At 69.6% G+C, this 13436-nt stretch carries 13 protein-coding genes; 10 read left to right on the forward strand and 3 right to left on the reverse strand.

The genetic code is table 11. The annotated features are described in order from the left end of the window. Positions 1-2: 2 nt before the first annotated feature. On the reverse strand, positions 3-443 hold the full coding sequence (locus tag QJS31_RS23255) for a MarR family winged helix-turn-helix transcriptional regulator (RefSeq protein ID WP_282782898.1): 441 nt from the start codon (positions 441-443) through the stop codon (positions 3-5). Positions 444-494: 51 nt separating this feature from the next. Between QJS31_RS23255 and QJS31_RS23260 the strand changes: the two genes are divergently transcribed. The 3 genes from QJS31_RS23260 to QJS31_RS23270 all read left to right on the forward strand — a co-directional run bounded on the left by QJS31_RS23260 (position 495) and on the right by QJS31_RS23270 (position 4837). Then, entirely contained in the window at positions 495-1517 is a 1023-nt protein-coding gene (locus tag QJS31_RS23260; RefSeq protein WP_306357668.1) for a hypothetical protein, read from the forward strand. Positions 1518-1619: 102 nt separating this feature from the next. Further along, positions 1620-3176 (forward strand): FAD-binding protein, encoded by a 1557-nt coding sequence (locus tag QJS31_RS23265; protein ID WP_306357669.1) that lies wholly within the window; start codon positions 1620-1622, stop codon positions 3174-3176. Between the two features lie 452 nt (positions 3177-3628). Continuing rightward, entirely contained in the window at positions 3629-4837 is a 1209-nt protein-coding gene (locus tag QJS31_RS23270; protein WP_282785660.1) for an NADP-dependent malic enzyme, read from the forward strand. Positions 4838-5271: 434 nt separating this feature from the next. Here the strand turns inward: QJS31_RS23270 and QJS31_RS23275 are convergent, their stop codons facing one another. Next, the gene (locus tag QJS31_RS23275) at positions 5272-6207 is read right to left on the reverse strand and encodes a glycine betaine ABC transporter substrate-binding protein (RefSeq protein ID WP_282785659.1); all 936 of its coding nucleotides are present in this window, start codon (positions 6205-6207) and stop codon (positions 5272-5274) included. A 274-nt stretch (positions 6208-6481) separates the two neighbouring features. Between QJS31_RS23275 and QJS31_RS23280 the strand changes: the two genes are divergently transcribed. The 6 genes from QJS31_RS23280 to QJS31_RS23305 all read left to right on the forward strand — a co-directional run bounded on the left by QJS31_RS23280 (position 6482) and on the right by QJS31_RS23305 (position 10851). Beyond that, positions 6482-7375 (forward strand): ABC transporter substrate-binding protein, encoded by an 894-nt coding sequence (locus QJS31_RS23280; RefSeq protein ID WP_282785661.1) that lies wholly within the window; start codon positions 6482-6484, stop codon positions 7373-7375. 10 nt (positions 7376-7385) lie between these two features. Further along, positions 7386-8549, forward strand: a complete 1164-nt coding sequence (locus QJS31_RS23285; protein ID WP_282785658.1) for an ABC transporter ATP-binding protein — start codon at positions 7386-7388, stop codon at positions 8547-8549. Position 8550: 1 nt separating this feature from the next. Then, positions 8551-8916 carry a hypothetical protein gene (locus QJS31_RS23290; RefSeq protein WP_306357670.1) on the forward strand — a complete coding sequence of 122 codons (366 nt, stop codon included), beginning with the start codon at positions 8551-8553 and terminating at the stop codon, positions 8914-8916. Then, complete coding sequence (locus tag QJS31_RS23295) at positions 8913-9650, forward strand: ABC transporter permease (RefSeq protein WP_306357671.1); 738 nt, start codon at positions 8913-8915, stop codon at positions 9648-9650. Before QJS31_RS23290 ends, QJS31_RS23295 begins: the two co-directional genes overlap by 4 nt. Next, entirely contained in the window at positions 9647-10339 is a 693-nt protein-coding gene (locus tag QJS31_RS23300; protein WP_282784336.1) for an ABC transporter permease, read from the forward strand. The genes QJS31_RS23295 and QJS31_RS23300 overlap by 4 nt, the downstream gene beginning before the upstream one ends. Positions 10340-10428: 89 nt before the next feature. Beyond that, positions 10429-10851 carry a CBS domain-containing protein gene (locus QJS31_RS23305; protein ID WP_282784352.1) on the forward strand — a complete coding sequence of 141 codons (423 nt, stop codon included), beginning with the start codon at positions 10429-10431 and terminating at the stop codon, positions 10849-10851. 353 nt (positions 10852-11204) lie between these two features. On the opposite strand, the gene QJS31_RS23310 is transcribed toward QJS31_RS23305, so the two are convergent. Continuing rightward, complete coding sequence (locus tag QJS31_RS23310; protein ID WP_306357672.1) at positions 11205-11840, reverse strand: TetR/AcrR family transcriptional regulator; 636 nt, start codon at positions 11838-11840, stop codon at positions 11205-11207. Between the two features lie 69 nt (positions 11841-11909). Between QJS31_RS23310 and QJS31_RS23315 the strand changes: the two genes are divergently transcribed. Further along, positions 11910-13430, forward strand: coding sequence for an NAD(P)/FAD-dependent oxidoreductase (locus tag QJS31_RS23315; RefSeq protein ID WP_282784339.1), 1521 nt, complete (start codon positions 11910-11912; stop codon positions 13428-13430). Positions 13431-13436: the final 6 nt, after the last annotated feature.

Consider the following 13436-nt stretch of genomic DNA (forward strand, 5'->3'; position numbering starts at 1 on the left):
TCTCAGTCGCTGTCGTTGTAGCGGCGCAGGTAGTCCGCGAATCGGGCGACGTCGGCGTCGTCCCAGTCCAGGAAGCGCAGGGTGAACGCTTCCCGCCGCCGCTCGTCGGCCTCGCGGGCGATCTCGCGTCCGGCCGCGGTGGCGTGCAGGACATGGTTGCGCCGATTGGTCGGATCCACTTCGCGCCGTAGGTAATTCGCCTGTTCGAGGGTGCTGACCTGGCGGCTCACGGTGGATTTGTCGAGGGCGAAGTGCTGGGCCAGCTCGGCGGCCAGACAGCCGTCGCGTTCGATCACCAGGTCCAGGATGGTGAACGCCACCAGGGACAGCTCCGGATGCAATTCCGCCGATCTGCCGCGGGCGCGGCGGGCGAAGGCGGTGAGCTCGCGCTGGATGCTCTGGATGGCCGCCGCACGGGTGGGGTAGGCGGACTCGGAATTCATGGTTGTATCATACAACGATAATAGTTGTATTTACCAACCATTGGAGAGTGTATGGCCTCGCCTCAGCTGCGGCACCTCGCCGGTCACCTGCTCACACCGCTGCTCATGTGCCTCGGCATGGGCCTCGCCTACCTGGGCGCGTTCCACCAGCCCGAACCCCACCACCTCCAGGTCGCCGTCATCGGTGACAGCCCGGAGGTCAAGGTCCTCGCCCAGACCCTGAAGGACGGCGGCGGTGCCGCGCTCGAGGTGATGACCCTGCCCGACCGCGAGCAGGCCGTGGCGCGACTGCGCGACCGCGAGCTCTCCGGTGCGTACCTGCCCGGTCCGGGGCGGCCCGAACTGCTGGTCGCCAAGGCCGGTTCGGATACCACCGCCATGGCCGTCGAAGCGGTCTTCGGCCAGGTCGCCGCCCGGCAGGGCGCACCGCTGACCGTCACCGACGTGGCCGCCCCCGCCGCGGGCGATCCCACCGCGCAGGGCCTGTTCTTCCTACTGGTCGCGTTGAGCATCGGCTCGTACACCAGCGTCGCGGTGATCGGTGCGGCCGGTGCCGCGCTCTCCATGGGCGTGCGCGCTCTGCTCGGGCTGGGCATGGCGCTGGCGGTGAGCGTGATCGGCATCGTGCTGGCCGGTCCGGTGTTCCACATCGTGGATCACGGCTACGCGGGGGTTTGGGGTCTGGGCCTGGTGTACAGCGCGGGCATCGTGGCGGTGGGCATCGGCCTGCACACCTTCCTGCAACGCTGGACCACGCTGGCGCTCATGGTGCTGTTCGTCATGCTCAACTTCACCACCGCGGGCGGCGTGTACGGCCCCGAACTCCAGAACGGCTTCTTCGGCGCGCTGCACGCCTTCTGGAACGGCGCGGGTTTCGTGGAGGGCGCGCGCGGGCTGCTCTACTTCGACAATGCCGGACTGGGCGGACGGCTGCTGAGCCTGCTGCTGTGGTTGGCGGCCGGGCTGGCACTGGTGGTCGTGGCGGCGCGCTACGAACGCGCGCGGTCCGAGCGGTCGCGGCAGCCGACCGAGAGCGAGATCGAGGCGGAAATCGAGGAAGCCGTCGGCGTCTGAATTCCATTCCCCGAGTAATCGATAACAACTCTGTCTCGGTGCGGAGATCGGAACGCGGATAACGGTTGCGGCCGGTTGAACTGTGGTCGAACATTTGTCGATATGACCGAATTCGAGGCCGATGTGCTCGTATTGGGCGGTGGCCCGGCGGGCTGCTGGGCCGCCTTGGCGGCGGCCGCCCGCGGCGCTCGGGTTCTCGTGGTCGACAAGGCGCGCGCGGGGGCCAGCGGCCCCACCGCGTGCGGCACGGTCTCGCTCTGGAACCTGCCGCCCGGCCCGGCCCGCGACGAGGCGGTGCGACAGGGCTTCGCGGGTGGCAAGGGCCTCGGTGATCCGGAGTGGATGTACCGGGTCCTCGACGAGACGCACCGGCGCGTGGAGCAATTGGTGCGCCGCGGGTTCCGGGTCGGCGGCGAACCGGCGGCCGGACCCACCCGGGTGGTGCTCGACGGGGCCAAATACCTCGGCCGCATGCGGCGCAGCATGGTGATCGCGGGGGTGCGGATTCTCGACCAGCATCCCGCCCTGCAACTGCTCACCGATCGAGACGGCCTGGTCTCCGGCGCCGCCGGGATCGCCCTGGCCAAGGGGCACCGCGCCTGGACCGCCCGGGCCGCCGCCGTGGTGGTGGCCACCGGCGGCTGCGCCTTCCTGTCCGGCGGCGCGGGCACCGACGTGGACACCGGCGACGGACTGCTCATGGCCGCCGAGGCCGGAGCCGAACTCTCGGGGATGGAATTCTCCAGCGCCTACGCCCTGGCACCCACCGGGGTCACGGGCGCGCCCGCGGTGTTCGCGCCGGATCTGCTCATGTACCTGGCGACCCGGCCCGACGAGCGGTCGACGGGCTGCGGTCGCGAATTCGGTTCCCGGGCCGAGGCGTTCGCCGCCATCGCGGACGGCCGGCGGGTCTACGCCCTGGCCGACGACCTGCCGGACGCCCTGCGCGCCCAGCTGATCCGCGCGGGCGGCCTGGACGCGGCCGGGCGGGTGCCGCTGCGGGCGGTGCTGGAGGGGACGGTGCGCGGAACCGGCGGGCTGCGGTTGACCGGACCCGACTGCGGCACCAGCCTGCCGGGCCTCTTCGGCGCGGGCGACGTGACCACACGGGAGCCGATCACGGGTGCGGTGAGCGGATTCGGCGGACAGAACGGGGCCTGGGCGATCTCCTCCGGGGTGTGGTCGGGCGCCGCCGCGGCCCGCTTCGCGCGGGAGCGGCGCACCATCGGCAAGACGCGCGCGGTGCCCGGAGCCGGACTGGGCGCGCGGTCCGGCATCGACCCGCGCGCGGTGGTCGGCCTGGTGCAGGAGCACACCCTGCCGCTGCGGCGCTCGTACTGGCGCAGCGAGGGCAGTCTGCGCGACAGCATCGGCGAGCTGGACGGCGTGTGGCCGGGTGTGCGGTTCGATCTGGGCGGCGGCGGTGCGGACCGGTTGCGCGCCCGGCAGGCGGCGGCGCTGCTGGCGGTGGCGCGCTGGACCAAGTACAGCGCGCTCGCGCGCACCGAGACCCGCGGCATGCATCGCCGCACCGACCATCCGGGCCGCAGCCGCGCGGGGCGGGTGCGGCTGGTGTCGGGCGGCTTGGATTCGGTGTGGGTCCGTTCCGACCGGTCGGCGGCGAATACGGCCGTGGGGGAACTCACCGCGGCCGAGTAGACCGCATTGTGATGTCTCACCGAATCGTGACGCGGTCGTGCGAGTTCTCCCTTACCTCCGGTTAATTACCGTCCACTACGCTCTGAAAATGGTGAATGAGCGAGACGGACCGCAGGCCCGATTTGGCACGTCGTCGCCGCTGCTGGCAAGATATGACGATCCCCGTCCGCTGTCACCCCAGCCGGTCGGGAGATCCGGTGATCACGATCACCCCGGCACCATGCCCGGACACACCCGTCCGGTTTTCTCGCTCGACGATCTGTGCAGCGACACGCTCTTTCCAAACCGTCGGACCCTTGCCTCTGTCACGTCGACCGACGACAGTGGCACAGTGCGTTTCGACGGCGTGGTCAGCGCACCTCAGAGCCCCCGAAAACCATTAGTACCTATTACCGAACGGTAACCGTCAAACGGTTGAGTCCGCACCGAGCAGGAGTGAAATCGTGTCACCCGTGACTGAAGCAGTGAACGCCACCGCGACCCCGTCGACCAATGCGGCGAATCTGGCCGACATCACCACGGAAGAAATTTACGCGGGTCACCTCGGTGGCAAGCTGTCGGTCGAACTCACCGCACCGCTCGAGACCCAGCGCGACCTGTCCATCGCCTACACCCCCGGTGTGGCGAAGGTGTGCCTCGGCATCGCCGAGGACGAATCCCTGGCCAAGACCTACACCTGGGCCGAGCGCCTGGTCGTGGTGGTCTCCGACGGCACCGCCGTGCTGGGCCTGGGCGATATCGGCGCACGCGCCTCGCTGCCCGTCATGGAGGGCAAGGCGGCGCTGTTCAAGAAGTTCGCCGGTCTGGACTCCATTCCGCTGGTGCTCGACACCAAGGACCCTGACGCCATCGTGGAGACCCTCATCCGCCTGCGCCCGAGCTTCGGCGCGGTGAACCTGGAGGACATCTCCGCCCCCCGCTGCTTCGAGATCGAGAAGCGTGTCATCGAGGCGCTGGACTGCCCGGTCATGCACGACGATCAGCACGGCACCGCCATCGTGGTGCTGGCCGCCCTGAAGGGCGCGGCCGCGTTGCAGCAGCGCGACATGTCCGCCATGAAGGTCGTGGTCTCCGGTGCCGGCGCCGCCGGTGTGGCCTGCACGAACATCCTGCTGGCCGCCGGTGTCTCCGACATCATCGTGCTCGACTCCAAGGGCGTGGTGAGCCAGGACCGCACCGACCTCAACGAGGTCAAGGCGGAATTGGCCCAGCGCACCAACCCGCGCGGCGTCACCGGCGGCCCGGCCGAGGCCCTCGCCGGCGCGGACGTGTTCCTGGGGCTGTCGGCGGGCACCGTCGCCGAGGAGCTCATCGCCGCCATGGCGCCGGAGTCCATCGTCTTCGCCATGTCCAACCCGAACCCGGAGATCCACCCGGACGTGGCCGCCAAGTACGCCGCCATCGTGGCCACCGGGCGCAGCGACTTCCCGAACCAGATCAACAATGTGCTCGCCTTCCCCGGCGTCTTCAAGGGCGCGTTGGACGCGGGCGCGCGCCGCATCACCGAGGGCATGAAGGTCGCCGCCGCCGACGCCATCTTCGGCGTCGTCGCCGACGAGCTCTCCGCCGACAAGATCATCCCCAGCCCCCTCGACCCCCGCGTGGCCCCGGCCGTCGCCGAGGCCGTGGCCGCCACCGCCCGCGCCGAGGGCGTCGCGTAGCTCGGGAGACGTCACCAGGACGGGGGTCCGGTTCCATCGGAGTCGGACCCCCGGCGCGTGCGTCGGGCTGCGTCGCGTGCGTCGGGCTGTCCCCCCGACGTGCGGTTCCGTCGGGCGTGGCCGTGCGTCGGTGGGACCCCGCTGCGTCGGCGGGTTCGCGACCGGTCGACGGATCGGCAGGCAGCCGTGTGGCGCGTCGACGAGCGCCTGCCGGGAGGAGCGGACCACAGCCGTTCAGATGACCCATGAACCCTGCCGACAGTGCCGAACCCGCATTCGGGGACACCGCCGTACGGCCATTCGGGACACCGCCGTACGGCCTGGGTTTCGGTGTGGTCGTGCCGGTTGCGTGGAACCTCACCGCAGCGACGGCCGGGACGTGTCGTGACGAGATCCCGCTCGGCGGCGGGCGTGCGCGACCGTCCGACGTCCCGCTACAGCGCGTGGGCGTCGAGCCAGGAGCGGGCCAGGTCGGTGGGGGAGGCGTTGTGGTCGCGGACGTCGCGGACCATGGCGGCGAGGTCGGCGGTGGTGAGTTCGCCCGCCACGTAGTTCAGTTTGCGGGTCTGGTCGCCGGTGAGCGCGCCCTTGCGGATGACAGGGAGGACCTGCTGGGCGCGGAAGGCGTAGTCGGGGTCCGCGATGGTGGTGAGGTCTTCCGGAGTGGGGCCGGGCAGCAGCGGCGGGGGGACGGTCAGGACGGCCGCCTGGATCTCGCCGTTGAGCAGGGCGTTTCGGGCCGCGATATCGTCGGGGTACTCGGTGATCTGAGTGATGGTGCAGCCGTAGGTGTTTCGGAGCGGGTCCCGCACGTCCCGCGCGGGGTCGAGGGCGGGGCGCAGCGGATCGGTGGGTGTGCCGGTGGTGATGCCCACCCGCAACTCGGCGCAGCGGGGAGCCAGGTCCGGCAGTGTGGCGGGGAGGTTCTCGGCGGCGCGGGTGGTGAGCGTGATGCGCAGATCGGTGCCGTCGGCGGGGTCGGAGACCACGATGCCCTCGGGCAGCGCGGCGTAGACGGCCGCGAGCACCTTCGCGGGGGTGGTCGCGGTGGCGTCGGCGTGCAGGGCGCGCAGCAGATCGCCGGTGTCGTCGCCGGTCACCGCGATGGTGGCGGCGTCGAGGGCGGCGAGGTAGTCGGCGCGGGTGCCGAGGTCGGCCGCGACGGCGGTCCGGGCTCCGGTGCGGGCCAACGCGCCCGCGTAGATCTCGGCGACCACCCGCGCCTGCGCGGAATCACCCGCACCCACCACGATGGCCGGATCGTCGTCGCGGGCACAGGACACCATGGCCGCCGCCGACACCGCCACCAGTGCCGTACCGAGCAGCCGACCGAAACCATTCCGCCCGAAGCGAATCGTTGCGCCGAACATGTGCGACAGTCTGCCTGGCGGGGGTGCGGGCGGTGGACAGCGGCACACTCGATTGCGCGAAACGCCCAGGAGAAGTCAGCGACAACTCGGCGAGCCAGGCAATATGGACACCCATGAGCGGTCCGGTCTTCCCATCCCGTGGCCGCTGTCGATCCGCTGGGATGTCGGAAGGACAGTTGTGAAATCCCCGATCACCACGCGTGGCCGCCGCGGACTACGCCCCGCTCTCACCGTTGCCCGGGTGGTCGCCGCGGCCGTCGCGCTCGCGGCCGCCATGGCGCTCACGGCGTGCGGCGACTCCGACCCGCTCTCGGGCGGCGGCGGCAGCTGCAGCACCGACGAGAACCAGGTCACCGTCGGCTCGGCCAACTTCCCGGAATCCGAGACTGTCGCCAACATCTATGCGGAAGCCTTGCGCGCCAACGGTTTCAGTGTCGACACCAAACTCAATATCGGCAGCCGCGAGGCGTACGTCCCGGCGCTGCGCAGCTGCTCGATCGGCCTGGTGCCCGACTACACCGGCAATCTGCTCCAGTACCTGGACTCGGCGGCGACCGCCACCTCCGCCGACGAGGTGAACGCCGCGCTCACCGCCGCGCTCGGCGATCAGCTCGCCATTGCCGACCCGGCTCCCGGCCAGGACTCCGACGCCGTGGTGGTCACCCGCGCCACCGCCGACCGCTGGAACCTGCGGACCATCGGCGATCTGGCCCCGCACTCGGCCGAGGTCACGTTCGCCGCGCCCGCGGAATTCCAGGAGCGGCCGGGCGGTCTGCCGGGGCTGAAGAAGAACTACGACCTCGACATCGCGCCGGGCAACTTCGTGCCGATCGCCGACGGCGGCGGTCCGGCCACCGTGCGCGCACTCGTCGAAGGGCAGGTGACGGCCGCCGACATCTTCACCACCTCACCCGCCATCGCGGAGAACGACCTGGTGGTGCTGGCCGATCCGAAGAACAACTTCGCCGCCCAGAACGTGGTGCCGCTGTTCAACGCCGCCAAGAAGAGCGACAAGCTGGTGTCCGTCCTGAACGCTGTGTCGGCGAAACTCACCACGGCGGAACTGATTTCGCTCAATACCGCGGTCTCCGGCGCGAGCAAGACCGAACCGGCCGCCGCGGCGGCGGACTGGGTGCGGGCGCAGGGACTCGACCAGCCGATCGCATAGGGAGGCCCACGTGTCCGATATCGAGTTCCGCGGCGTCACCAAGACCTATCCGGACGGCACCACCGCCGTACACGATCTGGACCTGCGCATCGAATCCGGTTCCTTCACCGTCTTCGTCGGGCCGTCCGGCTGCGGCAAGACCACCTCGATGCGCATGATCAATCGCATGATCGCCCCCACCTCGGGGACGATCACCGTTGCCGGACAGGATATTTCGGCGATCGACCCGGTGAAGCTGCGGCTCGGCATCGGCTACGTCATCCAGAGCGCGGGCCTGCTGCCGCACCGCACCGTCCTGGACAACGTGGCCACGGTGCCGGTGCTCCAGGGGGTGCGGCGCAAGCAGGCGCGCGCGGCGGCGTTGGAGGTGCTGGACCGGGTCGGTCTGGACCGCGGTCTGGCGCAACGCTATCCGTCCCAGCTGTCGGGCGGTCAGCAGCAGCGTGTCGGGGTGGCGCGGGCGCTGGCCGCCGATCCGCCCATCCTGCTCATGGACGAGCCGTTCAGTGCCGTGGATCCGGTGGTGCGTGCCGAACTCCAGACCGAAATGCTGCGGCTGCAAGCCGAACTGCACAAGACCATCGTGTTCGTCACCCACGATATCGACGAGGCGGTCACCCTGGGCGAACGCATCGCGGTCTTCGGGCCGGGCGGCGTGCTCCAGCAGTACGACACCCCCGACCATGTGCTGGCCCAGCCCGCCAACGACTTCGTCGCCGAATTCGTCGGCCGCGACCGGGGCTACCGGGCGCTGTCGTTCCGCTCCGCCGATACCGTGCCGATCCTGGGCGTCGCCACCGCGACCGAGGACGAGATCAGCGGGCAGCGGCTGCTGCTCGGCGACTGGGTGCTGGTGGTGGACTCCGAACGCAAGCCGCTCGGCTGGATCGACGTCACCGGCGTGGAAGCCTTCCGCGCCGGAAATCCGCTGCGCGACTGCATGTCGGCGGGCGGCTCCCTGTTCCCACCGGATGGTGACCTGCGGCTCGCACTGGACGCGGCGGTCTCCTCGCCGTCGGGAATCGGTGTGGCCGTGGACGACTCGGGTGCGGTGCGCGGCGGCATCGACGCCGGAGACGTGCTCGAGGCACTGGCCCGCCAACGCTCCGGCGAGGACGCCGACCGCAACAAGCACTACTTCCAGGAATCGCCGACCGCTGACCGGGAGGCGTGAAATGCGCACCGTGCCGACCCGCCCGGCAACCACCGTAGCGGCGTGGCCGCCCGCTACCGCAGCGAGTCGGCGGACCACCGCCGTGGTGACCCGGCTGTCCGCTGCCGCGCTGACTGGGCCGCTCACCGCCGCCGCGATTCGGCCGCCCGCCGCCGCGACTTGGCTGTCGGCCGCCGCGACTCGGCTGTCCGCTGCCGCGCTGACTGGGCCGCTCACCGCCGCCGCGATTCGGCCGCCCGCCGCCGCGACTTGGCTGTCGGCCGCCGGTACTTGGCTGTCCGCCGCCGCGCCGACCAGGCCGCATTCCGCCGGTGCGGCGTGGGGTTCGCCCGTAGGCGGCCCGCGTCCGGGGAGCGGCGCGCGATGAGGTACCTCATCGACAATTTCGGCGACATCGCGGACTACACCCGCACGCACCTGGTGCTGGCGCTGGTGCCGTTGCTGCTCGGGCTGCTCATCGCCATTCCGGCGGGTGCGGTGGCGCACCGGGTTCCGTGGCTGCGCCGGATCACCGTCACGGCCGCCGGAATCGCGTACACCATTCCGTCGCTGGCGCTGTTCGTGATTTTGCCGCCGCTGCTGGGCATTTCGACCATCGATCCGCTGAACGTGATCATCGCGTTGACCATCTACTCGGTGGCATTGCTGGTGGTCGCGGTGCCCACGGCGCTGGATTCGGTGCCCGCGGCGGTGCTCGACGCCGCCGACGCCATCGGCTACGCGCGCCTGCGCCGCGTGCTCACCGTCGAATTCCCGCTGGCCTTCCCGGTTTTCGTGGCGAACCTGCGGGTGGTCGCGGTCACCAATATCTCCATGGTCACCGTGGGCGCGCTCATCGGCGTTGGCGGCCTCGGCAAACTGTTCACCCAGGGATATCAGCGCGACTATCCGGACGAGATCATCGCGGGCATCATCGTGGTGCTGGTGCTGGCGCTGGTGATCGACCGCCTGCTCTACCTGCTGGGCCGGTTGGCCACGCCGTGGCTGCGCACCGGCCGCACGCCCGGCACCCGGCGGCGGCTGCGCGGCGCGATCGATCCGGCCAAGGGTCCGACGGCCCCGAACGGCGGTGCGGCTGCTCCGAAAGGTAGTGCGGCATGAACCTTTTCGTGCAGGCCTGGGAATACCTCAGTACGGCCGGCAACTGGTCCGGGCCCGCCGGTATCGCCGCCCGGTTGCGCGAGCATCTGTGGTACAGCTTCCTGGCGGTCGCCCTGTCCGCGGCGCTGGCCGTGCCGCTGGGCATGGTCATCGGCCACACCCGGCGCGGTTCGGCATTCATCGTCGGCTTCGCCAATGCCATGCGCGCCCTGCCCACCCTCGGTCTGCTCACCTTCCTGGTGCTGCTGATGGGGCTGGGTCTGGTTCCGCCCCTGCTGGCGCTGATCACGGTGGGCATTCCGCCGCTGCTGGCCGGGGCCTACGCGGGGGTGGCCAATGTGGACCCGCTGGTCGTGGACGCCTCCCGCGCCATGGGGATGCGCGAGTATCAGATTCTGTTGCGCGTGGAATTCCCCAATGCGCTGCCCATCCTGCTGACCGGGTTGCGCGCCGCCACCCTCCAGGTGGTCGCCACCGCCACCATCGCGGCCTACGTCAATCTGGGTGGGCTCGGCCGCTACATCTTCGACGGTATCGGCCTCTACAAATACGACCGGGTGCTGGTGGGCGCGATCCTGGTCGCCGCCCTCGCCCTGGCGCTGGACGGCCTGCTCGCACTGGCCGTGCGGGCCTCGGCTCCGGGCGTCGGCGGCATCCATCCGCTATCGTCCCGCAAATCGAACCATTGACCCCTGCTGTGAGGTGGGTCACGATGGATTCGGCCCGAAGTAGTGCCGGATTCACTCACCCCACCCTCAGGAGGATTGTTGTGAAGGCCATGAAGGCACGCGACATCATGCACCGGGACGCCACCTGCGTCCCCGCCGACGAAACCCTGGACAGGGCCGCGCAGCTGATGCGCAATATGGACGTCGGCGCCCTGCCCATCTGCAATAACGACCGCCTCATCGGGATGCTCACCGACCGCGACATCGTGGTGCGCTGCATTGCCGAGGGCCACGACCCGAGCCGGGTGCGGGCGGGCGACCTGGCGCAGGGCACCCCACGGTGGGTATCGGCCGACACCGACGTCTCCGAAGTGCTCGAGATGATGGAGCAGGCGCAGATCAAGCGCCTCCCGGTCATCGACACCCGCAATGGCAAACGCCTGGTCGGCATGATCTGCGAATCCGACCTGGCCCGTAATGTGAGCGACGAGCAGCTCGCCCACTTCGTGGAGGCCGTCTCGGTACCGCACTGAGAACGCCCGGTCCGGGACGGTGCGGTCGCCGATCCCGGACCGGCGCGCGGACTTGTGGCGGTCACGCGGATGAGCGCGGCCACCGGTAGTTCGATCCGCCATCTCGGCGTGCGCTCGACGGCGACCGCGATAGTTCGGCGGCCCCAGAAGCTGTGGAAGCGGGTGGAATCCGCGGGCCGACGGACCGCCCGGACGGCCTGGTAGCGCGGCGCTGGCGAGGGAACGCGGCGCAGTCCGGATGGCCGGGGTCCTGGCGGGAAACGCGGCGGTCAGGACCTCGTGTGCGAGTCCGCCGGGCTGGTGGCGGGCCGGTGCGCTCTGTTGCCGGTGCGCGGTGGCGACGCTGGGGGCGATCAGGCGCGCAGTGCCGCCGCGAGCACCGGATTCAGTGCCAGGGCCGGGAGCGAGTCGACGAGCATGTCGACCAGCGTCTCGCGGGGGATGGGCTCTTCACGTAGCCAGGTGAGGGTGGTCTCCTCGACGAAGGCGATCCAGCCGCGCACGGCCAGGCGTAGGCGGGGGCGGTCCGGATCGTCGACGGCGATCGGGGATTCGGTGAGGATGCGGTCGACGAGAGCCAGGCGGGTCTGGGTGACCAGGGCGACCAGTTCGGGGCTGGCGCTGGCCGGACCGCGCAGCAGGGCCAGATAGGAGGTGCGGTTCTCGCTGACGTAGTCGACATAGCGTTCGATCGCGTCGCGCAGCATGTTGTAGAGCGGCAGGGTGCGGTCGGGTGCGGTCTTCTCCAGGAGTTCGGCATTGGCGTACTGGACGATCGCCAGGTGGAAGTCCTGTTTGGACGGGAAATAGTGGAACAGCAGGCCCCGGGAGATCCCGGCCTGGGTAGCGATCTCGCCGATGGAGATGTCTTCGAGCGCGCGTCCGCGCAGCATCTCCACGCCCAGCGTGATGAGCTGTCGGCGGCGTTCCTCCGGACTCAGGCGCACACGCTTGGATACGGTCTGGTCCCGGCTGCGTTCCCTACTCACCACACCGATACTACTGAACGTGAGTCAATACTGTTGACTCCTGCTCAATAAGACCTTACGCTCGCTTATATGAGTCGCAAGGTTACAGACAAAGCTGTCGGCAACCGGCCTGCCCGTCACTCCCGCATCATCATCGTGGGCAGCGGGTTTTCCGGTCTGGGCATGGCAATCCGCCTGAGCCAGCAGGGGCACGACGATTACCTCGTGCTGGAGCGCGGACACGATGTCGGCGGCACCTGGCGCGACAACACCTACCCGGGCGCGGCCTGCGATGTGCCCTCCCAGCTGTACTCGTACTCCTTCGCGCTCAACCCGGACTGGAGCCGCTCGTTCTCCAAGCAGCCGGAGATCCAGCGCTACATCCAGGGCGTCGCCGACAAGTACGGGGTACGCGACCGCCACATCTTCGGCTGCGAGATGACCGGCGCGCAGTGGAACGACGCCGCCGCGCGCTGGGAGATCCAGACCAGCCAGGGGGCGTTCACCGCCGACATCCTGATCTCCGCCGTGGGCGCGCTGTGTGAGCCCAACCTGCCGGATATCAAGGGCATCAACGAGTTCCAGGGCGAGATCTTCCACTCCGCGCGCTGGGACCACGACGCCGACCTCACCGGCAAGCGGGTCGCCGTGATCGGCACCGGCGCGTCCGCGATCCAGATCGTGCCGAATATCGCGAAGCAGGTCGCACACCTGGACGTGTACCAGCGCACCGCGCCGTGGCTGCTGCCGCGCATGGACCGGCCCTACCTGGCCCCGGAAAAGCTGGCGTTCAAATACATTCCGGGTGTGCAGGCGCTCTCCCGCGCCGCCATCTACGCCGCCCGCGAAACCCAGGTGGTGGGCCTGGCCAAATTCCCGCCCGCCATGCGCATCCTGGAGACCATCGCCCGCGCCAAGCTGTTCGCCGAGGTCCGCGATCCGGAACTGCGCCGCAAGGTCACCCCGAACTTCCGCATCGGCTGCAAGCGCATGCTGATCTCCAACGACTACTACCCGGCGCTCTCGCGCGACAACGTGGACGTGGTCACCGACGGCATCAAGGAGATCACCGGCAACTCCATCGTCACCAAGGACGGGGCGGAGCGCGAGGTCGACGCCATCGTGGTCGCCACCGGCTTCCACGTCACCGACTCCCCGGTGTTCGAGACCATCGCCGGTCGTGACGGCCGCACCCTCGCCGAGGTCTTCGACGCCACCGGTCAGCAGGGCTACAAGGGTTCGACCATCCACAACTACCCGAATATGTTCTTCCTGCTGGGCCCGAACGTGGGCCTGGGCCACACCTCGATGGTGTACATGATCGAATCGCAGATCAACTACATCGCCGACGCGGTCGCCACCATCGACAAGCAGGGGCTGCGCACCGTGGAGGTGCGCCAGGACGTGCAGGACGCCTTCAACGCCGAATTGCAGAAGAAGCTGGTCGGTTCCGTGTGGAGCACCGGCGGCTGCGCCAGCTGGTATCTCGACAAGCACGGCAACAACACCACGCTGTGGCCGGACTTCACCTTCCGGTTCCGTAGTCTGCTCGAGAAGTTCGACGTCGCGGCCTACGACACCACGACCGCCGCCGTCGCCAAGGCATCCTGAAACCGT

The organism is Nocardia sp. CC213A (assembly GCF_030766805.1).
Lineage (GTDB): Bacteria > Actinomycetota > Actinomycetes > Mycobacteriales > Mycobacteriaceae > Nocardia > Nocardia otitidiscaviarum.